Raw genomic sequence first — 26,360 nt, forward strand, 5'->3', positions numbered from 1 at the left:
CCCCGGGCAACCACCCCTCTTCCCCACCCCCCCCCTCTCCCTACCCCCCCCCGGGCCCGGCGGGGCCGGTGGGCCCCGCCGGGCCCGGGCCCGGCGGCGCAACGCCGGCAGATCCGCCGGGTACGGTGCGGTCGCGCGTGCGGCGCGGTGGACCAGTTCGGCCAGACCGTCGGGTACGACGTCCACGGTCACTCCTCCTCGGCGAGCACGGCCCGCAGTTCGGCCAGTCCTCGCGAGAGGCGGCTCCGGACGGTGCCTTCGGTCAGGTCCAGCACGGCGGCGGTCTCGGCGGTGGAGAGGTCCAGCAGCACCCGGCAGATGATCACGGTGCGCTGGCCGGTGGGCAGCCGCTCCAGGGCCGACCGGGCGGCCATCCCGGCCGGGTCGGGTGCGGCCGTCGCCGGGTGCCGGTCGTCGGCCGGTGGCCGCTCCCGGCGCACCTTCCGCCACCAGGAGGTGGCCCAGTTCAGCCCGACCCGGAACACCCAGCCGCCCGGGTTGTCCAGACGGCGCACCCGGTCCCAGCGGGCGTACGCCCGGGCCATTGCCTCGTCGGTCGCCTCCCGGGCCACCGCGGTGTCCCCGACGGCCAGCGCGAGCGCACGGTGGATGCGATCCACGTGGTCCCGGTAGAACTGCTCGAACGGCAGGTGCGAGGACGTGGCGCGGTCGCGCGGCAGCACGTCCGGCGGACCGGGCGGTGCCGACGGGTGGCTTCCCATGTCCGGTACACGTTCCGGAGGCGGGTTTCGTTCCCGTGTAATCGCGGTGATGGAACGGCTGGCGCTCAGAGTCACTCTGCGTCCCGAGTATTCATGACCCCGACCCTTACCCACGCACGCTTTGCTCTGCAGCCACCGGCGCAGCGGCAACCTTCCGTGTCCGGTGCCCATGTGGCTGCAGAGCAAAGCGGGGTGGAGAGGGGTGAGGGCGCCCGGGCGAGCGTGCCTCCTCTGTCCCGATACAGGGACTTCGTTGGCGGGAATCGCCCTGACGGGCAGTCAAGCCGAGCCACGCTGAGTGACGCCCCGCCCCTTTCCTGCTCGGTCACGGTCTCCGGCCTCGGGACTCGGGACCGGGGGTGCCGCAGCTCATCGGAAAGCGGTGCACTGTCCACAGGCACCTCGGTCGTCCACAGCCGGAACGGCCGGGGTTGCCGCGTTCGGGTGCGTGAGAAGAGCGTGGGCTCATGAGCACCCCGTTGACTCCTGACGAGCCGGCCGATGAACCTGTCGAGCCGCGCACGATGCTCACCGAGCCATTCGACATCCCCTGGCCCGCCCCGGGCATCGTCCGCGCGGTCCGCCGCCGGGCCGACGTCAGCCAGCGGGAACTCGCCCGAGTCGCCCGAGTCCATCCGACGACCATCGGGAGGATCGAGGCCGGCACGCTCACCCCGAGCATCGCCATGCTGCGTCGCATCATCGGCGTGGCCGGGTTCCGTCTCGCCGTGGTCGACGAGTTCGGCCGTGTCCTCGCGCCGATGCGGGACCGCGACGACCTGCGCGACGGCGCCGAGCGCCGATACCCGTCCCACCTGGACGTGATCGCCGATCCGGAGCCGGGGGAGTGGTGGGCCGATCTTTACGGGCTGGCCCGCCCGCCGGAGACCTTCTACCGGGACCGGGCATACCGCGACGCCCTCCGCCGGCGCAGCCAGTGGGAGGTGCGGGTGGCCAAGTACCGGGGCGTGCCTCCGCCGCCCGACCCTCAGCGGTGCGGATATCGCAACGGCCCGCCGCTCGGCTGGTGAGCCGGGCGGCGGGCCGCTTCGCGGTACCGCTGTCAGTCGTCGTTGCGGATGGTGCCGATGCCGGTCACGTCGGCGAGCCGGAGGCCCGGCACGCCCGCCACGTAGAGCGTGAGCTGCTCGTCCGCCTCGCGCTTCCGGTCACCGCGTACGGTCACCGGGAAGGTCAGCGAGGTCTGGCCGGCGGCCAGGGTCTTGCAGCCCACGTACGGGTCGTAGTCCGACCCGGCCTGCGCCGTGGTGCCGTAGGTGGTGGCGCAGATCAGGGCCGGCGCCGAGAGCGGCCGGGAGACGGTCACCGTGAACGTCATGGTGGTGTCGCCCTTGTCGCCCTCGTCCACCGCCGCGTCGGAGACGCTCAGCGACGCGCGGGAGCGGAACCTCGCCACCTGCGGGTCGTGGTCGCTGGCCCCTCGGTCACCCAGGCCCTCGGCGTCGGTGGGGTAGTCGGCGTTGATGTGCGCCGTGCGTACCTGCACCAGGTCCTCGTGCATCGGGTCGTTGACGAAGAGGTTGTCCAGCGTCTGCGCCTGGCCGTCGTAGGTGTACGAGTACGCCGCCGCCGGCACGTCCGCCACCAGGTCGTCCCAGAGGTTGTGCAGGCCGGCCTGGTACAGCGGGGCGAGCTGGTCCGACGGCGTCGGGTTCGCGGCCGTGGCGATCGGGTCATCCGGGCGCGGGAACACGTTCAGGTCGCCGCCGTAGACCACCCGGGCGTTCGGGTCGGCCGCCTCGACGGCCTGCACCAGCGCCGCCCCGTACGCGGCCTGCTCCCGCCGCTGCCCGACTCGGGTGTCCGGGCCGGACGAGAAGTGGTTGGTGGCCGCCCACAGCGTGAAGTGCTCCGGCGAGCCGGGCGCCGCCGCCACGGTGAACTTGGCCAGCTGGACGGCCCGGGTGTAGACGTTGCTGCCGTCCACCCCGGTCGAGCGGTCCACGTCGGCCGGCAGCACGGCGTTGAACCCCTTCGGGTTCTGCACGTCCGCGTTCGACGGCAGGGCCGCCGAGCGGTACTGCACGGTCGGCGTCGAACCCAGCACCGGGTCGGCGGCGCTCGCCTCAGCCAGCGTCAGCCGGTCGGTGCGGTAGAGGAACGCCGAGGCGATGCCCCGGGCGTCCGCGCCGGTCCGGTCGTACGCCGCCGCGTAGGCGGGACCGCCGGCGGCTGCGATGGCCAGCGCCAGCTCCTGCACGGTGTCCGGCGCGCCGTCGGCGTTGTTCGTGTCGCCGCAGACCAGCTTCCCGTCGGCCACCGTGCAGATGTCCTGGTCCTCGGCCTCCTGCACGAGCACCAGGTCCGGGCTGTGCAGGGCGCCGGTGATCTGCCGCGCCTGCACGCCCAGCTTCTCCGTGTACGCCGCCTCGCTGGCCGGCACGTAGTCGAACGGCGGGCTCACGCCCGGGCAGCCCGAGTTGCCGGTGAAGTCGCAGCCGTCGAACGGGTCGTCCCGGTAGTCGTACAGGTTCTCCACGTTGTAGGTGGCGACCGCGACCTCGCCGCTCCGGTCGGCCGGCTGCGGCGGGTTGTTCTCCGCCGGGTCCGCGCCGCCGGTCAGCGTGAGCTGCTCGGGCTGCACGCTGTACTTGCTGAACGCGTACGAGATGGCGCCGAAGGCGTCCTCGGTCAGCGTGTCGAAGGTGCGGGCCTCGGGCAGCAGCGCGGTCGAGTCCGCGGCGGTCGCCTTCACGCCACCGGCGCCCAGCAGGATGCGCTGGTAGTTGCCGTTGTCGAAGAGCGTGCCCGGGATGTCGTCCAGCGGGTGCGCGTCCCGGAACACCCGGCGGGCGTACGGGTCGGACCGCTTCATGATCGGGTCCTCCCGGTCCAGCACGTAGACCTCGGAGTCCAGGGTGGACGCGAAGATGTGCCGCGGGGCGGAGACCCCGCTGCCGGAGCGGACCCGCATCCGCTCGCCCTCGTGCCGCTCCCAGAACAGGCCGGCCGCGGCGGCGTCGGCCGGCGGCAGCGCGTCGTCCACCCGGACGGCGGTGTCCACGTTCAGCCCGGAGTCGAGCTTGCGCACGAGGGAGGCGCTGGAGAGCTGGGTCTGGTTGAAGTACTCGGAGACCCGGCCGCGCAGCACCACCTCGTCACCGACGGTCGGGGCGTAGCCGCCGATCAGCGTGGTGAACGAGCCCATGAAGACGAAGATGCCGTCCGAGGTGAGCGCGTCGCCGTCCTCGGTGCCGGTGCGGCTCTGGAGGTAGAAGCCCCACTGGTCGGCGCCGGCCGAGGTGCGGGTCAGCGACTTCTGGGTGATCACGCCGCGCACGTCGTAGAGCATCGAGCTGGTGCCGTTGCCGCTGGCCGGGGCGAACGGCGACCGGTCGGTGCGGCCGTCCTCGTCGTCAGCGGTGCGGCCCTGCACCTCACCCACCGACAGCACGGCGGTGGCCTGCACGGTCAGCGTGCAGGTCGCGGTGCCGCCCTCGGCGTCGGTCGAGGTCACGGTGACCGAGTAGGCGCCGGCCGGCAGGCCGGTGGCGGTCAGCGTGGCGGTGGCCGTGCCGCCGGCCGCGGTGGCCGGGGTGAACGCGGTACGGCTGATCGAGCCGCTGGCCGGCGCCGGAGTGACCGCGGTGACCGCGAGGTCGGTGACGGTGTCGTCGGCGTCGGTGGCGGTGACCTGGCGGGTCGCGGTGGCGCCCGCCTCGACGGTCAGCGTGCCGCCGCAGGTCAGCGTCGGCGCCTGGTCGACCGGGCCGCCGTCGTCGATGCGGTGGCTGCCCAGCCCGTCGAAGGTGTCGGTGGCGAAGCCCTCCCACTGCACGGCCGGGTCGAAGGCGTTCGTCGGGTCGGTGTCACCGGCGCTCACCGAGGGGAGCCGGCGCAGCGTGTTGTCGGCCGTGCTGGTGAGCCCGGTGCCCCACTCGGTGCCCGGGTCGACGCCGACCTGGCCGATCGAGTCGATGACCGTCGTGCCCTTGCGCAGCACGATCGCGTCGTCGCCGTTGTAGAGCGAGCCGCCGTAGGTCTGGTCGGCCTGCGCGAGGATCGCCGGCGCGGCCGTCGAGGCGGCGAAGACGAAGACGTCACCGGTGGCGACCGTGCCGGTCAGCGGCACGTTCGTCGAGGTGGTGGCGCCGTTGAAGAAGAGCTGGAGCTGGTAGCCGGCGGCGGCCAGGTCGATCGGCGCGCCGGTGCCGTTGAAGAGCTCGACGGCCTTGTTGTTGGACGAGCCCTCGACGTACTCGGAGATGAACAGGTCGGTGGGCGCGGCGCTGGCCGCGGGGGGTGCGATACCGATGGCCGTGACGGAGACAGCGGCGGTGGTCGCGAGCGCGGCGAAGGTGCGGCGCGTGCGCATGGAGCCTCCACGATGGGTGGACAGGAACTAACGCACGTTAAGTGGCGTTCCGGTCCGCCGTCCATCCCCCGGGCAGCCGTTTGATGAATATCCGTCAGCGCTGGCTGTCGAGCCGGTGCACCAGCTCGGCCACGTCCACGCCGTATTCGCACCAGTCCCGGTCGGGCCGGTAGCCCAGCTCCGCGTTGACCTTCAGCATCGCCTCGTTGGCCTGCGCGTTCCAGGTCTGCACCTCGGCCAGCTCCGGCTCGGCGGAGCGCAGCTCCAGCAGCATCCGGGCCTTGATGGCCCGGTCGATGCCGTAGCCCCGGTGGTCGCGGACCACGATGGTGTCGTACTGGTCGGCCCGGGTCGGGTGCTGCGCCGGCACCACCACCTCGGTCAGCCCGGCCACCTCCCCGGTCTGCTCGTGCAGGGCCAGCACGATGTACGGCTTCATGCCCCGCCGGTGCAGCGTGTCGAGGCTGTCCCGCAGCCGCTCCGGGTCGTAGGAGCTGGGCCGCAGCTCGCCGTCGTCCACGTCGCGCACCTCGGCCTTGGCCCGCGCGTACGCCTCGATGAGGTCGTCGGGCGGCCCGCCGGGGCAGAACTCGACGTGGTAGCCGGCGCCCACCTCGGTGGCCATCTCGGCGAGCACCGGCCACTCGACCGCGCCCAGGTCGAGCACGCTGCGGGTCTCGACGTATTCCCTCGTGAAGCCGAGCGCCTCGTAGAACGCCACGGCCGGGGTGTCGCCGACCACCTCCACGCCGATCGACTGGAAGCCCTCGTCCCAGACCCGGCGGGCGGCCACCCGGACCAGCTCGCGGCCGAGGCGGCTGCGCCGGGCCGTGGGGTGCACCAGCACCTCGAGCACGCCGATGCCGCCGAGCAGCAGCACGTTCACGTGGCCGAGGATCGGGCCCGGCGTGCCGTCGGGGGCCGGGTCGGCCTGGGCGACCCAGGAGATCCGGCGCTCACCCGGCATGACCTCGGAGAGGTATTCCCGCAGGGAACTCTCCCGCCAGGGCGGATCCTGCGGCAGGTCGGCCGCCAGCACCGCGTTCAGCGTGTCCAGCAGCGACGCGATCTCGGCGGACGACGCGGTCCGAGGGTCCCACTCGCGCACCATCACCTGTCTAGCTTGCCGTCAACAGCAGCCCGGGGGAAGGGTCAAGTCCGCGAATGTATGCAACCGGTCACGTCACGTGCCGCTCAAGCGTCCGTATTCGTCGGCCTTGTCGAAGACGTCCTGTGCGTAGCGGCGTACATCGTTGTAGGAGAGGATGGCGCCCCACCAGTCGCCCGGGATGCTCATGTTCCGGCCGCCCTGGCAGAGGTAGCGGCCGGCGGCCAGGGCCGCGTCGTCGATGTCGTGGGGATTCTTGACGCCGTCGTTGTCGGCGTCCGCACCGATCTGCTGCCAGGTGCTCGGGATGAACTGCATCGGGCCGAGCGCCTTGTCGTAGACCGGGTCGTGGTCGAGCTGCCCCTGGTCGGTGTCGAGGATCCGGGAGCGGCCGCCCTGCCCGTCCAGCGGCGCGCCGAGGATCTCCGGCACGGCCACGCCGTCCGGCCGAAGGGTGGCGTTGTCGTACGACCCGTGGCGGGACTCGACGTAGCCGATCGCGGCCAGCGTGGTCCAGCTCAGCTGGCAGCTGCGGTTGGTCTGGGCGAGCACCAGCTCGGCGTAGCCGTACGCCTGCAGGGCGACCGGCGGGATGCGGGTGGTGGCGCTGATCCGCTGCGCCCAGCCGGCGAGCGCGTCGGCCGGGCGCCCGGGGACTCCCGGGCCGGCGACCGGGCCGGTCGGCGTGTTGCCGCCTGGGGTGGCCGTGCCGGTCGGGCCGAGGGTGCCCGGCAGCCCGGTCGCGCCGGGGACCACCGGCCCGCTGGTCGCCCCGGGCACCGCGCCGGTCTGGGGCACGCCATGGACCGGGGCGTTCGTGGTGGCGTCGACGGCAACCGGCTGCGGCTTGCGGACCGCCGCGGGCACCAGCAGCGCGCCGGCGGCAGCGGTGGCCGCGACCAGGGCGAGCAGGAAGAGCCCGGGCACGGTGGTACGCCCGCTGGGACGGCGCGACCAGGCGCGGGTGGCCCGGGCCGCGCCGGCGGCGAGCTGCCGCGGCGGCATCCGGACCGCGTGCGCGAAGGGCACCCGCCGCCGACGACCGGCCTGCGCACCGCCCGGCTCCGCCGTCGCCTCGACGGGCTCCGCCTCGGCACCCCCCGGCTCCGCCTTCGCGTCGCCCGGCTTCGGATCCGCCGGCTCCACCTTCGAGCGTGCTGACTCCGCCGGGGAGCCGATCGGCCCGGTGGCCGGGTCGCTCGCGGCGTCGCGGCGAGGGCGGGGGACGGGGCCGGAGCCACCGTCGGGCGGCGCGGCCGGTCGCAGGGGTCGAACCGTCGATCGCTGCTCGCCGTCCACCACCCGTCGAGTATCACCCATGACTGCCGGGGCGTCAGGTCCGGCCGTACGCTGATGGCATGCCCCGCTACGAGTTCCGCTGCCGCGCCTGCGGCGACACCTTCGAGGTCAACCGCCCGATGGCCGAGGCCGGCCAGCCGGCCTCCTGCCCTCAGGGACACGCCGACACCGTGAAGCTGCTCTCCACCGTCGCCGTCACCGGCCGGGGCGGGTCCGGCCCCGTCGGCGGGGCGTCCGCCCCGAGCGGGGGCGGCTGCTGCGGCGGTGCCTGCGGCTGCTGACCGCCCTCGGCCCGGCGGCCGATCCGGCCTGCCGGCCGTGTGATCCTTTGGCACCTTGAGTCGGGATCTGCCCGGCCGTTCTCACGATGCGTGACCGCGTGACCATAGGGCAGCATGAAGCCGACGTCACGGGGCGGAGGTTCCACGCATGTCGCCACGGATCGACCTCCCGAGCGGTTGGGTGACCTTCGTCTTCACCGACATCGAGGGCTCCACGCGACTGGCCCAGCTGCTCGGTCCGGGCTACCGCCCGGTGCTGCGGGAACACCGCCGGCTGCTGCGCCACACGCTGGCCGGCACGGACGGGGCGGAGCTGCTGACCGAGGGCGACTCGTTCTTCCTCGCCTTCCCGGACGCGGCCGCGGCGGTGCACGCCTGCCTCACCGCGCAACGCGCGCTGGCCGGCCACGACTGGCCCACCCCGGAGGCCGCGCCCCGGGTGCGGATGGGGCTGCACACCGGCTACGCCGAACCCCGCGACGGCGAGTACGCCAGCCCCGAGGTGCACCGGGCCGCCCGGGTGGCCGCCGCCGCCCACGGTGGACAGGTGCTCTGCTCGGCCGCGACCGCCCGGCACGCCGATCCGCTGCCCGACGGGGCGTCCCTTCTGGACCTCGGCCTGCACCGGCTGCGCGGCTTCGACGACCGGGAACGGCTGTTCCAGCTCGTCGCGCCCGGCCTGGAGCGCAGTTTCCCGCGGCCGCGTACCGCCGACGCGGTGGCGCACAACCTGCCCACCCAGGTCACCTCGTTCGTCGGCCGGCAGGCCGAGCGGGCCGAGCTGCGGCGGCTGGTCGAGACGTACCGGCTGGTGACCGTGCTGGGCGCGGGCGGTGCCGGCAAGACGCGGCTGGCCGTGGAGCTGGCCTCCGGCGTGGTCGAGGCGTACCCGGACGGGGTGTGGTTCGTCGACGTCGCCGCGGTGACCGATCCGGGGCTGGTCGCGTTCGAGATCGCCGCCGTGCTCGGGCTCCGCCCGGAGCCCGGCCGCCCCATGGTGGACACCCTCGTCGAGTACGCGGCGGCCCGGCGGATGCTGGTCGTGCTGGACACCTGCGACGCGCAGCCGGCCGCCTCGGCCGAGGTCATCTCCCGGCTGCTGGCCGGTGGCCGGGGCGTGCGGGTGCTGGCCACCAGCCGCGAGTCGTTCGGCGTGCCCGGCGAGGTGGTGTGGCGCATCCCGCCGCTCTCGGTGGACCCGGGCCCGGACGGCGGGGCGAGCGATGCGGTGGCCCTCCTGCTGGCCCGCACCACGGCGGCCCGGGGCGGCCGGACGCCGGAGCCCGCCGAGCAGGCCGACCTGCGCCGGGTGGTCCGCCGGCTGGACGGGCTGCCGCTCGCCATCGAGCTGGCCGCCGCACGGCTGCGGGTCCTCTCCGCCGGGCAGCTCGCCGAGCGCCTCGACGACATGCTGGGCACGCTGGACGCCGGGCGGGAGGAGCTGGAGCCGCCCGCCGTGGAGGCCGGCTGGACCGGCAACCAGCAGGACACGGTCGACCTGGTGGCCGCCGCGACCGGGGCCGCTCCGGCCACCCCGACCAGCCGGGCGGTGCAGCGCTCGGCGAGCGAGCGGCACCTGACCATGCAGGCCACGGTCACCTGGTCGTACCGGACGCTGGGTGCGCGCTCGGCCCGGCTGCTGCGCTGGCTGGCCGTCTTCGCCGGCCCGGTGGACCTGCCGACCGTGCAGTGGCTGCTCGACGACGACCCGCTCGACCCGCTGTCGGTGCTGGTGGACAAGTCGATGGTGCTGGCCGAGCCGCACGCCTCGGGCAGCACCTACCGGATGCTGGACCCGATCCGGGCGTACGCGGCCCGGCGGCTCATCGGGGCCGGTGAGGAGCAGACCGCCCGGGACCGGCACGTCGCCTGGTCCCGGCACGCACTGGAACGCGCCCACCTGGGCCCGGACGGCCGCCCGGTCACCCTCTCCCTGTACGCGCTCGACCCGCTCGCCGGGGAGTTGCGGGCCGCGCTGCGGTGGTGCGCCACCGGTGGCAGCGCCCGCTCCGGTCTGCGGCTGGCGGGCGGGCTGGACCAGTGGTGGCGGGAGCGGGGGCTGGCCCGGGAGGGGCGCCTCTGGCTGTTCCGGCTCTACGGGCGGATCGCCGAGACGGGGGAGCCCATCCCGGAGGCCGAGCTGGCGGCGGCGTACCACATGCACTCGTTGCACGCCGGGGCCGACGGCGAGTTCGCCGAGGAGCTGCGCTACTCGCAGCGGGCCGAGGCGGCCGCCCGGCAGGCCGGCGACCTGGGGTTGCTCGCCCGGGTGCTGGCGGGCCGGGCCGCACCGCTGGTCGACATGGGACAGTTCGTCGAGGCGGAACGGGTCTGCCGGGAGGTCATCGACTGGGCGTACGACCAGGACGTGGTCTCCGACGCGCTGCTCGCCGTGTACAACCTGGCCGAGCTGCTCTGGCGGCGGGGCGCGCTGGACGAGGCGGCCGAGGTGCTCGGCGCGGCCCGCCCGGTGGAGGCGGCCCGCCCGGTGGAGCGGGGCCGCCGCTCGGTCGACATGCTGCTGGGCCTGGTGGCGCTGGCCCGGGGCGACCTGGTCGCCGCGCACGAGCACCTGCTGGTGGCGCTCCGCTCACGGATGAGCCACGGCTACCTGGGCCGGGCGTGCGACACGGTGAACGCGATCGCGGTGCGCTGCGCGCTGGGCGGTGAGCCGGTGACGGCGGCCCGGCTCTTCGGCGCGGCCCAGGCCACCCGGGCCAGCCTGCGGGCCACCCCGGGCATCTACGGCCCCTACTGGCTGGCCCGCCAGACGGATCTGCGGCGCGCCCTCGGCGACTCGGCGTTCGACACCGCCTACGGCACCGGTGCCGCCCTCCGTCTGGAGGAGGCCGCCGCCCTGGCTCTGGATCTCGAACACCCCGACCTGAGCGCTCCCGACTCGCCCCGCTTCACCACGCCCGCCCCGCGCCGCTCCACGGCGAGTTGACCAAGAGGTTCGCGTCGTGATCCGGGCCTCCGGCGACGCGAACCTCTTGGTCGACGTGGGGACGAACGAGGGGGCGGGGGTCAGTGCCGGGCGGCGGCGCGTTCGGCGCTCGCCTTCATGCGGGCGGCGCGGTCCAGGTCGGCCTGTTGCACCGCGGCGACCGAGCCGAAGACGCTGACCGCCTGGTAGTAGGTCCAGGCGAGGCTGTAGCAGGCGGGCCGCACGATCGAGTTGTAGGTGGCGCAGACCCGCTTCAGGTCCTCGTAGAAGGCGCTGTCCAGGCGGGACTTGTTGGCCGAGAAGCGGCCCATCGCCTTGTAGTTGCGGTAGCCGAAGTCGTGCCGGTAGCAGGAGAGGCTGAAGTTGAACCCGAGCGGGTTGTCGGGGCTGGACGAGCAGTAGTCGGTCGACCAGTCGAAGGCGTACTCGGTCCAGGCGGCCTTGTTCAGCCGGCCGGCGTTCCAGGCGTTGTAACTGGTGGCGCTGGTTTGGGTCCAGCTGGAAAGCACGGCGAGCTTCTGTTCGGTGCTCACCGCGGCGGCGGCGGGGGTGGCCACGCCGATGGCGGTGAGCAGGGCGATCGTGCCGGCGGCGAGCAGGGTGGTGAGTCGTCGGGACACCGGTACCTCCCCGGGGGGTGTGGGTCAGATGTCGATGATTTTCGATCAACTGGGGATCCGTGAGCGATGCCGCGGGCGACGTGTTGGTGACATGCGTCGAAACAGACGAATGCCTTGGTCGGTGACGCCCTCGGCCGTATACTCGCCTACGAGTAATCGGTGACGAGGAGGCGGCGGTGGCGAAGCGACGCCCGGTCGGCAACCTGCTGGCCCTCGCCGTGCTCGCGGCGCTGGTCGAGCGGCCCCGCCACCCCTACGAGATCGCCGCCGTGCTGCGCGCCCGCGGCAAGGACCAGGACATGCCGATCAAGTGGGGCTCGCTCTACACGGTGGTGGCGAACCTCGAGCGGCACGGCCTCGTGGCGGCGGTGGAGAGCGCCCGGCAGGGGCGGCGCCCGGAGCGGACCGTCTACCGCATCACCGAGGCCGGGCGCGCGGAGCTCGTCGACTGGACGCGGGAGCTGGTCGCCGTCCCGGAGCGGGAGCAGCCCCGGTTCGAGGCCGGCCTCTCGGTGCTCGGCGTCCTGGCGCCCGACGAGGCTCTCGACCTGCTGCGGCTGCGCCTCGACCGGCTGGAGGGTCAGCTCGCAGCGCAGCGGGCGGCGCTGGCCGGGCACGCCCGCGAGGTGCCCCGGGTCTTCCTCATCGAGGCCGAGTACGACCTGGCCGTCCGGCAGGCCGAGGCGACCTGGGTGCGCGGCCTGCTCGACGAGTTGACCACCGGCGCGCTGCCGGGGCTGGCCGAGTGGCGGGCCTGGCACGAGACCGGCGCGGTGCCGCCGGAGTGGGCGGACCTGGCGGACCTGACGGAAAGGGGGACCGAGCCGCACTGACAGCGGACCCCGGCGGGGGTGCGGGAACACCGCCGCCGGGGTCCTGACCTCTCGAACCGAGACCGCGGGAACGGCAACCCGGCCGCAAGGTGGCAACCGCAACGATAACCGGGCTCCCGTCCCCGGGCCGGTTCGTGCCCGACACGACCCGAGACCGGAGGAAGAGATGAGCACGAAGGACCTGCGCGCGCCCAAGCGCAAGCTGCTGCCCGAGATGGAGGGGCGGACCGCCCGCTGGTACGCCCGGAATCGCGGCTCCGCCGCACAACTGGCCGAGTACCGGCGGCAGGCCGCCCGGCTGGCCGAGGGACTGCCCGCCGGGGCGGCGGTGCTGGAGGTGGCGCCCGGCCCGGGCTACCTGGCGATCGAGCTGGCCCGGCTGGGGGCGTACCGGATCACCGGGCTGGACGTCAGCCGTACGTTCGTGGAGCTGGCGGGGGAGGCGGCCCGGCGCGCCGGCGTCGAGGTGACCTTCCGCCAGGGTGACGTGCACGAGCTGCCGTTCCCGGCGGGCTCGTTCGACCTGGTGGTCTGCCAGGCCGCGTTCAAGAACTTCGTCCGCCCGGTACGGGCGCTGGACGAGGTGCACCGGGTGCTCCGGCCGGGCGGCCGGGCGGTGATCCACGACCTGCGCGCCGACGTCGCACCGGAGGACATCGAGCGGGAGGTGGCCCGGATGGGGCTGGGCGGGCTGGACGCCTTCTGGACCCGCTCGGCGCTGCGGATGCTGCGGCGGCGGGCGGTCACCGCCGACGTGTTCGCCCGGCTCGCCGCGGAGAGCGCCTTCGGCGGCGCCGAGGTGGACCGGGAGGGGCTGGTCGGGCTGGAGGTGCGGCTGCACAGGGCGGCCTGAGAACGCCGGGACGCCCGGGGCACGAGCCCCGGGCGTCCCTTGTCGTGCGGGTCAGCGCACGAAGCGCGGCGGGCTCGCCGGGCTCTCGTTCCAGACCCGGTCCAGCGCGGTCACGTAGTAGGTGTGCGCGCCGTCCGTCGCCGTGGTGTCCACCCAGGACTGCACGTCGCCGTCCGCACGGACGGTGGCGACCAGGTGGGACGCGTCGGCGAAGTCGCAGCGGTCGGCCAGGCCGGCGCCGTCGAACCGGTAGATCGCGTACGACGTGGCCGTGCCGAACGGGCCCTTGCCGTCGGCCGGCTGCCGCCAGGTCAGCCGCACGCCGTCGGCCTGCCGGTCGGCGCCGATCACCACCGGGGAGAGCAGCGGCTTGGAGGGGAGCTGCGACATGGCCGGCACCAGCGAAGGCCGGGAGTAGTGCTCGGCCGCGTAGATGTCGGTGGCGCCGAGCCGGTTCGCCCGCACCTGCACCGCGGAGAAGTGCACGTTGCCGAGCACCTCCGGGTACGACCGGTTGAGCGTCAGGTGGTTCGACAGCTCCTGCGGGTTCATCCAGAACGAGCCGTACGCCGGGTCACCGCTCTTGTAGTCGGCCTGCCCGATGTAGAGCTGGACGTCGGTGCCCCGCACGGTCTCCGCCCACCACGGCACGAGCCGGGCGTAGTCGGCGGCCGGGTACTGGCCGATGTACCAGTAGAGCTGCGGCACGATGTAGTCGATCCACTCCTCCTTGACCCACTTGCGGGTGTCGGCGGAGATGATGTCGTACGACTGCGAGCCCGTGGTGTCCGAGCCGTTCGGGTCGGCCGACTTGTTGCGCCAGATGCCGAACGGGCTGACGCCGAACTTCACCCACGGCTTGACCGACTTGATCTTGGCGTTCATCTCCTGGATCAGCAGGTTGATGTTGTCCCGCCGCCAGTCGGCCTTGTCCGTGAAGCCCCGGTTGTACTGGGCGAAGGTGGCGTCGTCCGGGTACTGGTACGTGCCGCTCGGGTACGGGTAGAAGTAGTCGTCGAAGTGCACGCCGTCGATGTCGTACCGCTTGACCGCGTCCATCATCGCGGTCTGCACGAACTCGCGGACCGCGGGGATGCCGGGGTTGTAGTAGAGCCGGCTGCCGGCGACCCCGGCGGGCGGGTAGGCGAACACCCAGTCCGGGTGCTGGCGCACCGGGTGGTTCGGGGCGAGCTTCGAGATGTCGGCGCCCGCGCCGCCGGGAGCCGGCATGGAGACCCGGTACGGGTTCATCCAGGCGTGGAACTCCAGGTTCCGCTTGTGCGACTCCTCGACGAGGAAGGCCAGCGGGTCCCAGCCCGGATTCTGGCCACGGACGCCGGTCAGGTACTCCGACCAGGGCTCGACCTCGGAGGGCCAGAACGCGTCGGCGGTCGGGCGGACCTGGACCACGACGGCGTTGTGGTTGAGCTTCTGTGCCAGGTCGAGCCAGGCCAGGTATTCGGCCTTCTGCTTGGCGACCTGGTCCGGCGCGGTCCAGGAGTCCTTGCTGGGCCAGTCGATGTTCGTCACCGAGGCGATCCACATGGCCCGGAACTGCCGCTTCGGGACGGCCGGGTCGGTGACGCAGGTGGTCGCGGTGGAGTCGGTCGCCGTGCTGCTCTCCGCGGCGCTCGCGGGTGTGCCGGCGACGAGCGCGCCGAGCAGGGCCACGGCCAGCCCGGCGGCTCCGAGCCGAGTTGCCTTCATGCGGTGCGGTCCCTTCGTTGGGGCTCACAGGGGGCGGTGTCGGATTGGCGGCGGACGTGCGGCGCATCCGGCAAGATTCGCCGCACAGTAACTGTCCCCGGTAGAAAACTTTCATCAATCCGGACACCGCGCAAGACCTGGGGGCGGATCGATGCGCAGGTGGGGCCGAACGTCCGAGGGTGAACCGGGCCACAGTCCGGTGAGTGACCCGTCCGACACCACGCGTATCGGATTGGCCGGTGAAGCGCCTGGGTAGCTTGCCCGGTCACGGACCGCCACCGTGGTGGTCGCTCGGTGGGAGGTGATCATGTCCGTCCTGCGGACGAAACCGATCCGGGACGTGCTCGCCCAGGGTGACGCCGACGGCGAGGACGGCCGGCCCGGGCTGCGTCGCCGCCTCGGCGCGATCGACCTCATGGGCTTCGGCATCGGCATCGTGATCGGCACCGGCATCTTCACGCTCACCGGTATCGAGGCGAAGAACCACGCCGGCCCCGGTGTGGTGATCTCGTTCGCGATCGCCGGCGTGGTCGCGCTGCTCGCCGCCCTCTGCTACGCCGAGCTGGCGTCCAGCGTGCCGACCGCCGGCAGCGCCTACACCTACGCGTACGCGACCATGGGCGAGATCGTCGCCTGGATCATCGGATGGGACCTGCTGCTGGAGTTCGCGCTCGGCTCGGCGGTGGTGGCCCGCGGCTGGTCCGGCTACCTCGCCCAGCTCTTCGGCCTGCCCAGCGCCTGGTTCGCCGAGGAGGGCAGCGTGGTCAACCTCGGCGCGATCGCCATCGTGCTGATCCTCGGCGCCATCGGCATCGTCGGCATCCGCGAGTCCGCCCGGGTGACCAACCTGCTGGTCCTCGTGAAGGTCGCCATCTGCGTCTTCATCGTGGTCGCCGGGCTGTTCTTCGTGAAGGCCGCCAACCTCAGCCCGTTCGTCCCGACCGCCGAGCCGGCCGGGGGTGGCGAGGACGGCATCCGGCAGCCGGTCACCCAGGCCCTCTTCGGGCTGGAGCCGTCCGTCTTCGGCTTCGCCGGGGTGCTGACCGCCGCCGCGGTGGTGTTCTTCGCGTACACCGGTTTCGAGGCCGTGGCGAACCTCGGCGAGGAGACCCGCAAGCCCCGCCGCGACCTGCCGCTGGGCCTGCTCGGCACGCTGGGCATCTCCACCGTGCTGTACATCGGCGTCTCGCTCGTCCTGGTCGGCATGGTGCGCTACACCGACATCGACGAGGGCGCCCCGATCGCCTCCGCCTTCGAGGCGGTCGGCGCCAACTGGGCCGCCGTCCTGGTCTCCATCGCCGCCGTCGCGGGCCTGACCAGCGTGATCCTGGTCGACCTGGTCGCCATGGGCCGGATCGGCTTCGCCATCGGCCGGGACGGGCTCATCCCGCCGTCGATCGCCAAGATCCACCCGCGCTGGGGCACCCCGTACCGGATCTCGGCGATCATGACGATCGGCGTGGCCCTGCTGGCCGGCTTCCTGCCGCTCTCCGCGCTGGCCGACCTGGTCAGCATCGGCGCGCTCTGCGCGTTCGTGCTGGTCTCGATCGCGGTACCGATCCTGCGCCGGCGGCGCCCGGACCTCACGCGGCCGTTCAAGGTGCCGTTCTCGCCGGTGCTGCCGGTCGTGTCCGCGCTGGCCTGCCTCTACCTGATGTTGAACCTGTCGGTGGAGACCTGGATCCGGTTCCTCGCCTGGATGCTGCTCGGCGCGCTCATCTACTTCGGCTACGGCTACCGGAAGAACCGCCTGGCCCGCCGCGAGGCGGCCACGGAGGAACCGGCGCCCGCCGTCCGCTGACCCGCGCGAAGGAGGGATACCGGCGGGAGGGGGCCCCTCCTTCGCGCTCACGGGCGCGGCTGGGGCTCCGCGGTCGGGCCCTTCACCACCGGGCGGCCGTCGGTCCAGACCACCTCGTCGAGCCAGACCTGGCGGCCCGGGTCGGTGCTGCCCTCCTGGCCGGGCGGCCAGGCGTGGTACAGCAGCCAGGTGCGGCCGTCCTTCTCGACCATCGACGCGTGGCCCGGGCCGGAGGCCACCGCGTTCGACGCGAGGATCGGGTTCTCCGCGGCCTTCACGCACGGCCCGGTGGGGCCCTCGCAGACCGCGTAGCCCTCGGCGTAGGTGGCCCGGTCGTAGGCGTTGGCGGCGAAGAAGAGCAGCAGCTTCCCGTCGTGCCGGTGGAAGAACGGGCCCTCGATCAGCGTGCCCTCCCAGGGCTCGGTCTGCTTGAGCAGCTTCGTCGGCGCGCCGACCAGCCGCAGCCCGTCGGGCGAGAGGCGCTGCGACCAGAGCCAGGTGTCCACCCCGATGGCGTTGCCGTCGTTCTTCCAGAGCAGCCAGAGGCTCCCGTCGGTGTCCCGGTACGGGCTGGCGTCGATCGAGCCACCCAGCTCCGCCTGGCAGACCAGTGGCCCCGCCGCGTCGTCCCGGTACGGCCCGAGCGGGGTGCTCGCCACCGCCCGGCCGAGGCACTGCCGGCCGGAGTCCCGGTCGGCCACCGTGTAGTAGAGGGCGAAGCGGGCCGGGGCGAGCTGGATGACCTCCGGCGCCCAGGTCTTCCCGGCGTCGGCCCAGGGCGGCAGCGCGGGCAGGGCGTCACCGGCGTCGGTCCACTCGACCAGGTCGGGCGAGGTGAGCACCGGGACGTTCCGGCCGCCGGAGTTGGTGTGGAACAGGTACCAGGTGTCCGCGACCCGGATCGCCTGCGGGTCGGGGGCATCGGTCCGAATGACCGGGTTGGTGTACACGTGTGCGCCCTCCGGCGTACTCGACGGGGTTCCTCCGCTGCCGCAACCGGCGACGAGCAGCGCGGCGGCCACGGCCGCCGCGCCGCGTCGCCGTATCCGCCGGTCGGTCATCCCTTCAGGCCGCTGCGGGACACGCCCTGGATGATGTGCCGCTGGGCGAGCACGAAGAGGATCAGCACCGGCACGCTGGCCAGCACCGCCCCCGCCATGATCACCGGATAGTCGGTCACGTAGGCGCCCTGAAGCAGGCCCAGGCCGGCCGGCAGGGTCAGCCGCTCCGGGCTGAACAGCACGTAGACCGGCCACAGGAAGTCGTTCCAGTTGGTCAGGAACGACAGCACCGCCAGGGTGGCCAGCGCCGGCTTCGACAGCGGCAGCAGCACCCGGGAGAAGACCTGCCAGTGGTTCGCCCCGTCCAGCACGGCCGCCTCCTCCAGCTCGGCCGGGATGGAGAGGAAGAACTGGCGCAGGAAGAAGACCCCGAACGCGCTGGCGGCGCCCGGCACGACGATCACCGTGAGGGTGTCGAGCCAGCCCAGCCGGTCGGCGATCACGAAGTTCGGGATGATCAACGAGGTCGGGGGCAGGAACAGCGTCCCGACGATCAGCGCGAAGCTCACCCTCCGCCCCCGGAACCGCAGCCGGGCCAGGGCGTACGCGGCCATCGACGCGGTCACCAGCACCAGCAGCGTGTGTAGGCCGGCGGCGAGCATGCTGTTGAGGAACCAGCGCAGCACCGGGTTGGCGGTGTTGCCGAGGATCTGGTCGTAGCCGTAGGTGGAGAACGGGTTCGGCAGCCAGCTCGGCGGGTCCTGCTGCGCGTCGTCGTACGTCTTCAGCGAGGTCAGGGCCATCCAGACCAGCGGGGTCACGAACACCGCGGTGATCAGGAGCAGCGTGGCGTAGCGCACCGCCCGGCGCACGTTCGTCATGGTCGCCCCCTCAGTCTTCCCGGTAGCGGAACAGCCGGAAGTTGACGATGCTGACGACCGCCAGCAGCAGCGCGAAGAGCACGCTCATCGCGGACGCCTGACCGACGTCGTAGTTGCGCAGCCCCTCGTCGACGATCCGCCAGACCACGGTCCGGGTCTGCTCGCCCGGCGCGCCCTGCGTGATGAGGAAGGACTGCCCGAAGACGTTCGCCGAGGCGAGGATCGTCGTGGTGAGCACGAAGAGCAGCACCGGGCGCAGCCCGGGAAGGGTGACGTGGCGGAACCGGTCCCAGGCGTTCGCGCCGTCGACCTTCGCCGCCTCGTACAGCTCGGCCGGGATGTCCTGGAGGCCGGCCAGGTAGATCACCGCGTTGAAGCCGCAGGTCCACCAGACCGTCACGCCGACCAGGGAGACCCAGGCCCACGGCACGTCGGTCACCCAGGGGGTGTCCGCGGGCAGCCCGACCGCGCCCAGCAGCCGGTTGACCAGGCCCAGGTTCGCGTCCAGCAGGAAGCGCCAGAGCAGGCCGATGACCGCGACGCCGAGCACGTACGGGGCGAAGAAGGCGGCCCGGAAGAACGTCCGGCCGGGGAACTTCTCGTTCAGCAGCAGGGCCAGGCCCAGCGGGACGACCACCAGCAGCGGCACCGACAGCACGGTGAAGATCGCGGTCGCCCGGACGCTGGACCACCAGTCCGCGTAGTCGGCCGAGTCGCTGGAGAACAGGTCGCGGTAGTTCTCCAGCCCGACGAACGGCCGGTTCGGCAGCTGCAGGTCCCACTGGTGCAGGCTGATCCAGACGCCGAACACGATCGGCGCCAGCCCGAAGACCAGGAAGAGAACCAGGTACGGCGCGAGGAAGAGGTAGGGCGTCGCCCGGTGCCCCCGTTCCGTCGCGCCCCGGCGGCGGGGGCGGCCCGCCGGGGGCGGCGCGTCATCACGCGCCGCCCCGACCTCGATCACGTCCGCCACGGCGGATCAGCTCCCGTACTTCTTGCGGTTGTCCTCGAGCTGCTTGTTCGCCTTTGCCACGCCGTCGTCCATCGCCTGCTTCGGCGACTTCTTGCCGAGCGCCGCCTCGTTGAAGGCGTTGTAGAAGGTGGTCATGACCTCACCGAGGCCCGGCGCGGCCGGCGGGAAGGCGGCGTACTCCAGCTCGGGCGCGAGCGAGCTGATCTCCGGCAGGGCCTTGAACTCGGCGCCCTCGCGGACCGCCTTGCGGGCCGGGATCTGGCCGCCCTTGGCCCAGTCGAGGGAGTGCTGGCTGAGCCAGTTGATGAAGACCTTCGCCCCGGAGACCTTGTTGTTGTCGGCGCTGCGCTGCTTGACGATCGTGAAGTTGTGCGAGTTCGCCCAGGCGGCCTTCTGGCTGCCGATCTGCGGCAGCGGGGCGACGCCCCACTGCACCGAGGGGCTCTTCTTCAGGTCGTTGATCTGCCAGATGCCGTTCCAGTTGAAGGCGTTCTTGCCGCTCTTGAGCGCCAGGTAGTCGGCGTCCTGGCCGACGTTGGCGGGGGAGAAGCCCTGCTTGATCATGTCGACCAGCCAGGTGCACGCCTCGACGGCCGGGTCCGAGTTGAAGGTCGCCTTCGCCACCTCACCGTCGAACAGCGTCCCGCCCCACTGGTGCAGCAGGCTGTAGAAGGTCATGCCGCCGGTGAACTGGAACGGGCTGACCCAGAAGCCCTGGATGCCCGACTTCTTCAGCTCGGTGAGCGCGGCCGTGTATTCGTCCTTCGTGGTCGGCGGCTTGTTCGGGTCCAGCCCGGCCTTCTGCATGACCCCCTTGTTGTAGTAGAGGCCCAGCGGGTGCATGTCCAGCGGGATGCCGTACCGCTTGTCGTGGTAGATGCCGCCCTTCCAGACGGTCGGCGCGAAGTCGCCCTCGCTCAGCTCCAGGGCCTTGGCCACGTCGTCGAGCTCGGTGATCACGCCGCGGGCGGCGAAGGTGGCGAGCTGGTCCATGTGCATGACCGCGATGTCCGGGCCGTTGCCGCTGGTGACCGCACCGGGCAGCTTGCTGTAGTAGTCCTGCCACTCGTACGTGATGACGCTGACGGCGATGTTCTGGTGCTCGCTGTTGAACTGCTCGACCAGCTTCTTGAAGATGTCGCCGTCGCCGCCGGTGAAACCGTTCCAGAGCTTCAGGTCGACCTTCGGGCCGGTGTAGTCCTTGCCGCCGTTGCCGGCCGCCGTGGACCCCTTGGTGCTGCTGCCGCCGCCGCAGCCGGCCAGCGTCAGCGTGGCCGCCGCGCCGAGCCCGACGCCGAGGCCGAGCAGGCGACGCCGGCTCATCTCGTTCTGGATCATGCGTACTCCTTGGGGGGACGGGATGCAGTATTGCCTGGTCACGGCTGAGGCGTGAAGCGCAGCAGGTTCCAGGAGCAGGCGGGCAGCGCCACAGAGCACCGGCCGCCGTCGAGGGTGGGGGTGGTGACCTCCCGAGGCGTCACCCGCTCGGGCTCCGCCTCGGTGTTCGTGGCGGCCGGATCGGCGCCGGCCGCGAGGGTGGTGTGTCCGGCGGCTCGCAGGCCGGGCAGCCCGCGCAGGTCCAGGTCGAGCGGGAGCTCGTTCGGGCCGCGGTTGACCGCGAAGACGGCCAGCTCACCGCTCTCCTCGTCGTGCACGGCCACGGTGTCCAGCACCGGCACCTCGCCGTACCGCTTCGTCTCGTACGTCGGGCCGACCGGCTCGGTGCGCAGCACGGTGCCCCGCGCGTGCCGGGCGGTCAGGGCGAACGGGTGGAAGATGCTCTGCCGCCAGGCCGGCCCGCCGTTGCGGGTGCGGATCGGCGCGATCACGTTGGCGAGCTGCGCCTGGCAGGCCACCCCGACCCGGTCGGCGTGCCGGAGCAGGGTGATCAGCAGATCGCCCACCACCACGGCGTCGACGGCGTTGTAGTCGTCCTCGATGAGGGCCGGGGCCTCGACCCAGCCGCGCCGGTCCAGGTCGGCCTGGAGGCGGGACTGGTACCAGACGTTCCACTCGTCGAAGGAGATCTTCAGCTTGCGCTTCTGCCGCTGCTTGGCGGCCACGTGGTCGGCGGTGGCGACCACCTCGCGGATGAAGTTGTCCATGTCCACGGCCGAGGCCAGGATGCTGGCCCGGTCGCCGTCGGACGGGTCGTAGTAGGTGTGGGCCGAGATGTAGTCGACGTGCTCGTAGGTGTGCTCCAGCACGGTCGCCTCCCAGGAGGCGAAGGTCGGCATCCCCCGGTTGGAGCTGCCGCAGGCGACCAGGCTGATCGAGGGGTCGATCATCTTCATGGCGCGGGCGGTCTCGGCGGCGAGCCGGCCGTACTCGTCGGCCGTCTTGTGGCCGACCTGCCACGGGCCGTCCAGCTCGTTGCCGAGGCACCAGAGCCGGACCCCGTACGGTTCCTCGGCGCCGTGCTTGCGGCGCAGGTCGGACAGCTGGGTGCCGCCCGGGTGGTTGGCGTACTCCAGCAGGTCGCATGCCTCCTGGACGCCGCGGGTGCCGAGGTTGACCGCCATCATCGGCTCGACGCCGGCCTCGGCCGCCCAGGTCATGAACTCGTTCAGCCCGAACGCGTTGGTCTCGATGGTCTTCCAGGCCAGGTCGAGCCGGCGGGGACGGTCCCCGACCGGGCCCACGCCGTCCTCCCAGCGGTAGCCGGAGACGAAGTTGCCGCCCGGGTAGCGGACCACCGAGACGCCCAGCTCGCGGGTCAGCTCCAGCACGTCCCGCCGGAAGCCGCGCGGGTCGGCGTTCGGATGGCCGGGCTCATAGACGCCGCCGTAGACGCAGCGACCCATGTGCTCGACGAACGAACCGAAGAGGCGGCGGTCGGCCGCGCCGACGGTGAAGGTCGGGTCGATCGTGAGCTGCGCGTTCGGCACGGGTGCCACCCTTTCCTCAGTGCTGTCCCCGGGTGACCTCGGTCACTCGTGTCCCTGGTTTGTACAACGTTGTAAGCAGCGATGTAAAGGGATCGTTACGGCGTCGTGACGCGGTAGAGTGCGCCCGAGCAGTCACCCGGGAGGGAAGTCCAGTGCGGCACAGGCTCAAGGACGTCGCGGAACGGGCCGGCGTGTCGGTGAAGACCGTCTCCAACGTGGTCAACGGCTACCAGCACGTCCGAGCGGACACTCGCGCGCGGGTCGAGGCGGCCATCGCCGAGCTCAACTACCGCCCCAACCTCTCGGCCCGCAACCTGCGCAAGGGGCGCACCGGGGTGATCGCCCTGGCCGTGCCCGAGCTGGACATCCCCTACTTCGCCGAACTGGCCCGGCACGTGGTCTCCGCCGCCGCCGGTCACGGCTGGACGGTGCTGATCGACCAGACCGGCGGCGGCCCGGAGCAGGAACGCAAGGCCGCCAGCGGTATCGGCGACCACATGATCGACGGTCTGATCTTCAGCCCGCTCGCGCTCACCGCCGACGACCTCGCCGGCCTCGACGGCATGCCCATGGTGCTGCTCGGCGAGCGCGTCGACCACGGCCCCGCCGACCACGTCGTGGTCGACAACGTGGCCGCCGCCCGGGAGATCACCGCCCACCTGGTCGGGCTCGGTCGCCGCCGGATCGCCGCCATCGGCTCGCAGCGCACGCCCGAGGGGGCCAGCGCCCGGCTCCGCTTGGCCGGCTACACCGCCGCGCTGGCCGACGCCGGCATCGCCTACGACGACCGCCTGGTGGCGCCCGCGCCGGCCTGGCACCGCGCGGACGGCGCGGCCGCCATGCGGCACCTGCTCTCCACCGGGGTACGCCCCGACGCCGTCTTCTGCTTCAACGACACCCTGGCCCTCGGTGCGCTGCGCGCCCTGCACGAGGCCGGCCTGCGGGTGCCCGACGACGTTGCGGTGGCCGGCTTCGACGACATCGAGGACGGCCGCTTCTCCATCCCCACCCTGAGCACGGTGGCCCCCGACAAGGAGCGCATCGCCCGCCTGGCGGTCGAGCTCCTGGCCAACCGCCTGACCTCCGACCCGGACGCCCCGCCCCGGGAACTGGTGGCCCCCCACCGCCTGGCCCTCCGCGAGTCCGCCCCACAAGGTTGATCATGGGGCTGGCGGCGAAGTCGATCTCCTGAAGTGCCGCAAACCTCATGATCAACAGGGAGGGCGCGCGGGTCAGTCGAAGAAGCGGGCCAGGTGGGAAGATGCCGGGGCGGGGGCGTCGGGCGGGAGAGGGGTCAGGTCGGCGAAGATCGAGGCGCCGTCGCAGCCCACGTGCAGCGGGTACCAGCGCGGGGTGCCGGGCGGGCGCTGACCGCAGATGCCCTTGAAGGTCTGTACGTCCAGCAGGCGCACGTGGGTCGGGTCGGCGACCGCGTTCACGTGCCGCCACCACGGGCTCATCACGTGCAGCACGCCGCCCGGGCGCAGCGCCCGGTGGCACTCGTCCAGCAGCGGCAGGAAGTCGATCAGGTGCTCCAGGATGTGCACCGCGAAGAGCACGTCCACCGAGTCGTCGGCCAGCGGCAGCGAGGCCGACAGGTCGGCCACCGCGTTCACTCCGGGCGCCGGGTAGATGTCCAGACCCAGGTTTCCCGGCCACTGCTTGGTCGCCCCGCAGCCCAGGTCCACCACCACCGGCGCCCGGCCGGCGACGCTCACCCGACACCAGACGCCCAGCACCCCGTCGAGCCGGCCCACGAGGTCCCGGACCAGCCGCAGCTGGGCCGGGTCGGAGACCGCGCCGTCGAGGTGGGCGACGCCCCGGTCGAAGCGCACCTCCACGGTCAGCCCGCGCAGCCGCTCGTCGTGCCGGGCCTGATCGGCCCACGCCTCGGCGAGGAAGCCGTCGACCTCCCGCAGCCGCTCGCCGGAGAGTGCGGATTGCCCCACCGCCACCATGCGCCCACCTCCCGGGCGGCGCGATACCCGCATCACCGCCCGATATGCCTCACGAGCCCGAGCCCGAGCCCGAGCCCGAGCCCGGCCGCCGGTTCGCTGCGCTGGTGCGGGGGTCAGCCGGCGATCGTGCGGCGGGCGGTGCGGGAGCCGCGCATCCGCTGGCGCGGCTGCGGGGCGGCCGCCTTCGGCCGTTTCAGGTGGTAGCGGTGCAACTCGTTGTTGCCGGGCAGGGACGGGTCCTCGCTCATCGCGACCAGTTCCCAGCCCTGGTCGCCGGCCCGGTTCAGGTGGGCCAGCGCGGTGTCGCCGTACGGCGTGACGTCGATCATGGAGCCGTCCGGGCCGTACCAGATGAAGACGACCTCCCACCCGATGTCGGTGGTGGCGGCCTGGCGGCGGCGGACCAGCAGCGCGTACTCCCACTTGAGCATGGGGTCATTCTCACCCCGCGCGACCGGGTCGGCACGGATCAGTCTTCGGCGATCCGTCCGTCCGCTACGCGGAGCCGCCGGTTCACGCTCACCGCGTCCAGCATCCGCCGGTCGTGGGTCACCAGCAGCAGGGTTCCCGGGTAGCCGGCCAGGGCCGATTCGAGCTGCTCGATCGCCGGCAGGTCCAGGTGGTTGGTCGGCTCGTCGAGCACCAGCAGGTTCACCCCGCGCCCCTGGAGCAGGGCCAGCGCGGCCCGCGTGCGCTCGCCGGGGGAGAGGGTGGCCGCGGGCCGCAGCACATGGTCGGCCCGGAGGCCGAACTTGGCCAGCAGCGTCCGCACGTCCGCCGGGCTCAGCTCGGGTACGGCGGCGCCGAACGCGTCCAGCAGGGGCTGGTCGCCGAGGAAGAGCCCCCGGGCCTGGTCCACCTCGCCCACCACCACACCCGGGCCGAGCGCGGCGTGCCCCTCGTCGAGCGGCAGCCGGCCGAGCAGCGCGGCCAGCAGGGTGCTCTTGCCGGAGCCGTTCGCCCCGGTGATCGCCACCCGGTCGGCCCAGTCGATCTGGAGGTCCACCGGGCCGAGGGCGAAGTCGCCGCGGCGTACCACGGCGCCCCGGAGCGCGGCCACGACGGCGCCGGCGCGGGGCGCGGCGGCGATCTCCATCCGCAGCTCCCACTCCTTGCGCGGCTCCTCGACCACCTCCAGCCGCTCGATCAACCGCTCGGTCTGCCGGGCCTTGGCGGCCTGCTTCTCGCTGGACTCGGACCGGAACTTGCGGCCGATCTTGTCGTTGTCGGTGGCCTTGCGGCGGGCGTTCTTCACGCCCTTCTCCATCCAGGACCGCTGGGTCCGGGCCCGCGCCTCCAGTTGCGCCCGGGTGCCGGCGTACTCCTCGTACTCCTCGCGGGCGTGCCGCCGGGCCACCTCGCGCTCCTCCAGGTAGGCCGCGTAGCCGCCGCCGAAGTGGTTGACCTGGCCCTGGTGCAGGTCCAGCTCCACGATCCGGGTGACCGTGCGGGTGAGGAACTCCCGGTCGTGGCTGACCAGCACCGTGCCGGCGCGCAGCCCGGTGACGAAGCGTTCCAGCCGGTCCAGGCCGGCCAGGTCCAGGTCGTTGGTGGGCTCGTCGAGCAGGAAGACGTCGTACCGGCTGAGCAGCAGCGAGGCCAGCCCGGCCCGGGCCGCCTGACCGCCGGAGAGGCCCGTCATCGGGTGGTCCAGGTCGACGTGGAGACCCAGCTCGGCGGCCACCTGCTCGGCCCGCTCGTCCAGGTCGGCCCCGCCCAGGTCCAGCCACCGCTCCAGCGCCGTGCCGTAGGCGTCGTCCGCGCCCGGGGCCCCGGCGGTCAGCGCCTCGGTGGCGGCGTCCAGCGCCGCCTGCGCCGTGGTCACGCCGGTGCGGCGGGCCAGGAAGTGGCGAACCGTCTCGCCCGGCCGGCGCTCCGGCTCCTGCGGCAGGTAGCCGACGGTGGCGGTGGGCGGATTCAACGCCACCGAGCCCTGCTCCAGCGGCTGGAGGCCGGCGAGGGTACGCAACAGCGTGGACTTGCCGGCACCGTTGACCCCGACCAGCCCGACCACGTCGCCCGGTGCGACCACCAGGTCCAGGTCGGTGAAGAGGAGACGGTCGCCGTGCCCGGCGGTGAGGTCCTTGGCGATCAATGTGGCGCTCATGAGGGGATCGAGCCTACCGGCGCGGCGAATCGGATGACCCGCGCT

Annotated in this window: 21 protein-coding genes; 7 read left to right on the forward strand and 14 right to left on the reverse strand. The window is 72.8% G+C overall.

The genetic code is table 11. The annotated features are described in order from the left end of the window. Positions 1-188: 188 nt before the first annotated feature. Positions 189-722 (reverse strand): sigma-70 family RNA polymerase sigma factor, encoded by a 534-nt coding sequence (locus tag ABZW14_RS31335; protein WP_355353823.1) that lies wholly within the window; start codon positions 720-722, stop codon positions 189-191. Between the two features lie 467 nt (positions 723-1,189). Here ABZW14_RS31335 and ABZW14_RS31340 point away from each other — a divergent pair, with 467 nt between their 5' ends. Continuing rightward, positions 1,190-1,753: a helix-turn-helix domain-containing protein gene (locus ABZW14_RS31340; RefSeq protein ID WP_355353826.1), complete on the forward strand. Its 564-nt coding sequence runs from the start codon at positions 1,190-1,192 to the stop codon at positions 1,751-1,753. 32 nt (positions 1,754-1,785) lie between these two features. Here ABZW14_RS31340 and ABZW14_RS31345 read toward each other — a convergent pair whose 3' ends face one another. The 3 genes from ABZW14_RS31345 to ABZW14_RS31355 all read right to left on the reverse strand — a co-directional run bounded on the left by ABZW14_RS31345 (position 1,786) and on the right by ABZW14_RS31355 (position 7,468). Next, the gene (locus ABZW14_RS31345) at positions 1,786-5,058 is read right to left on the reverse strand and encodes a lamin tail domain-containing protein (protein WP_355353829.1); all 3,273 of its coding nucleotides are present in this window, start codon (positions 5,056-5,058) and stop codon (positions 1,786-1,788) included. Positions 5,059-5,152: 94 nt separating this feature from the next. After that, positions 5,153-6,169, reverse strand: a complete 1,017-nt coding sequence (locus ABZW14_RS31350; protein ID WP_355353920.1) for a GNAT family N-acetyltransferase — start codon at positions 6,167-6,169, stop codon at positions 5,153-5,155. A 72-nt stretch (positions 6,170-6,241) separates the two neighbouring features. Beyond that, a complete protein-coding gene (locus ABZW14_RS31355) occupies positions 6,242-7,468 on the reverse strand; it encodes a lytic murein transglycosylase (RefSeq protein ID WP_355353922.1) in 1,227 nt (408 codons plus the stop codon). Positions 7,469-7,524: 56 nt separating this feature from the next. On the opposite strand from ABZW14_RS31355, the gene ABZW14_RS31360 reads away from it, so the two are divergent. Then, positions 7,525-7,746: a zinc ribbon domain-containing protein gene (locus tag ABZW14_RS31360; protein ID WP_355353832.1), complete on the forward strand. Its 222-nt coding sequence runs from the start codon at positions 7,525-7,527 to the stop codon at positions 7,744-7,746. Between the two features lie 148 nt (positions 7,747-7,894). Beyond that, entirely contained in the window at positions 7,895-10,693 is a 2,799-nt protein-coding gene (locus ABZW14_RS31365; RefSeq protein ID WP_355353835.1) for an adenylate/guanylate cyclase domain-containing protein, read from the forward strand. Positions 10,694-10,773: 80 nt separating this feature from the next. On the opposite strand, the gene ABZW14_RS31370 is transcribed toward ABZW14_RS31365, so the two are convergent. Next, complete coding sequence (locus ABZW14_RS31370) at positions 10,774-11,313, reverse strand: phospholipase (protein WP_355353838.1); 540 nt, start codon at positions 11,311-11,313, stop codon at positions 10,774-10,776. A 176-nt stretch (positions 11,314-11,489) separates the two neighbouring features. Between ABZW14_RS31370 and ABZW14_RS31375 the strand changes: the two genes are divergently transcribed. Beyond that, on the forward strand, positions 11,490-12,146 hold the full coding sequence (locus ABZW14_RS31375) for a PadR family transcriptional regulator (protein WP_355353841.1): 657 nt from the start codon (positions 11,490-11,492) through the stop codon (positions 12,144-12,146). A 166-nt stretch (positions 12,147-12,312) separates the two neighbouring features. Further along, on the forward strand, positions 12,313-12,999 hold the full coding sequence (locus tag ABZW14_RS31380) for a class I SAM-dependent methyltransferase (RefSeq protein WP_355353844.1): 687 nt from the start codon (positions 12,313-12,315) through the stop codon (positions 12,997-12,999). A 51-nt stretch (positions 13,000-13,050) separates the two neighbouring features. Here ABZW14_RS31380 and ABZW14_RS31385 read toward each other — a convergent pair whose 3' ends face one another. Next, on the reverse strand, positions 13,051-14,706 hold the full coding sequence (locus ABZW14_RS31385; protein WP_355353847.1) for a family 10 glycosylhydrolase: 1,656 nt from the start codon (positions 14,704-14,706) through the stop codon (positions 13,051-13,053). Positions 14,707-15,013: 307 nt separating this feature from the next. Here ABZW14_RS31385 and ABZW14_RS31390 point away from each other — a divergent pair, with 307 nt between their 5' ends. After that, positions 15,014-16,507 carry an amino acid permease gene (locus tag ABZW14_RS31390; RefSeq protein WP_355353850.1) on the forward strand — a complete coding sequence of 498 codons (1,494 nt, stop codon included), beginning with the start codon at positions 15,014-15,016 and terminating at the stop codon, positions 16,505-16,507. 47 nt (positions 16,508-16,554) lie between these two features. Here the strand turns inward: ABZW14_RS31390 and ABZW14_RS31395 are convergent, their stop codons facing one another. Genes ABZW14_RS31395 through ABZW14_RS31415 form a run of 5 tightly spaced genes read right to left on the reverse strand, consistent with a single transcriptional unit; the run spans position 16,555 to position 22,250 of the window. Next, a complete protein-coding gene (locus tag ABZW14_RS31395; RefSeq protein ID WP_355353853.1) occupies positions 16,555-17,568 on the reverse strand; it encodes a glycoside hydrolase family 43 protein in 1,014 nt (337 codons plus the stop codon). Next, positions 17,565-18,389 carry a carbohydrate ABC transporter permease gene (locus ABZW14_RS31400; RefSeq protein ID WP_355353856.1) on the reverse strand — a complete coding sequence of 275 codons (825 nt, stop codon included), beginning with the start codon at positions 18,387-18,389 and terminating at the stop codon, positions 17,565-17,567. Before ABZW14_RS31400 ends, ABZW14_RS31395 begins: the two co-directional genes overlap by 4 nt. Before the next feature lie 10 nt (positions 18,390-18,399). Next, on the reverse strand, positions 18,400-19,362 hold the full coding sequence (locus tag ABZW14_RS31405) for a sugar ABC transporter permease (protein ID WP_355353859.1): 963 nt from the start codon (positions 19,360-19,362) through the stop codon (positions 18,400-18,402). A 6-nt stretch (positions 19,363-19,368) separates the two neighbouring features. Beyond that, positions 19,369-20,700 (reverse strand): ABC transporter substrate-binding protein, encoded by a 1,332-nt coding sequence (locus tag ABZW14_RS31410; protein ID WP_355353862.1) that lies wholly within the window; start codon positions 20,698-20,700, stop codon positions 19,369-19,371. 38 nt (positions 20,701-20,738) lie between these two features. Next, a complete protein-coding gene (locus ABZW14_RS31415; RefSeq protein WP_355353865.1) occupies positions 20,739-22,250 on the reverse strand; it encodes an alpha-N-arabinofuranosidase in 1,512 nt (503 codons plus the stop codon). Positions 22,251-22,402: 152 nt separating this feature from the next. Here ABZW14_RS31415 and ABZW14_RS31420 point away from each other — a divergent pair, with 152 nt between their 5' ends. After that, positions 22,403-23,410 carry a LacI family DNA-binding transcriptional regulator gene (locus ABZW14_RS31420; RefSeq protein WP_355353868.1) on the forward strand — a complete coding sequence of 336 codons (1,008 nt, stop codon included), beginning with the start codon at positions 22,403-22,405 and terminating at the stop codon, positions 23,408-23,410. A 72-nt stretch (positions 23,411-23,482) separates the two neighbouring features. Here the strand turns inward: ABZW14_RS31420 and ABZW14_RS31425 are convergent, their stop codons facing one another. The 3 genes from ABZW14_RS31425 to ABZW14_RS31435 all read right to left on the reverse strand — a co-directional run bounded on the left by ABZW14_RS31425 (position 23,483) and on the right by ABZW14_RS31435 (position 26,315). Beyond that, positions 23,483-24,208: a methyltransferase domain-containing protein gene (locus ABZW14_RS31425; RefSeq protein WP_355353871.1), complete on the reverse strand. Its 726-nt coding sequence runs from the start codon at positions 24,206-24,208 to the stop codon at positions 23,483-23,485. Positions 24,209-24,321: 113 nt separating this feature from the next. Further along, positions 24,322-24,639, reverse strand: a complete 318-nt coding sequence (locus ABZW14_RS31430) for a hypothetical protein (RefSeq protein WP_091317692.1) — start codon at positions 24,637-24,639, stop codon at positions 24,322-24,324. Between the two features lie 38 nt (positions 24,640-24,677). After that, a complete protein-coding gene (locus ABZW14_RS31435) occupies positions 24,678-26,315 on the reverse strand; it encodes an ABC-F family ATP-binding cassette domain-containing protein (RefSeq protein ID WP_355353874.1) in 1,638 nt (545 codons plus the stop codon). Between the last annotated feature and the right edge of the window lie 45 nt (positions 26,316-26,360).

It is taken from the genome of Micromonospora sp. NPDC004551 (assembly GCF_040609975.1).
Taxonomy (GTDB): Bacteria; Actinomycetota; Actinomycetes; order Mycobacteriales; family Micromonosporaceae; genus Micromonospora.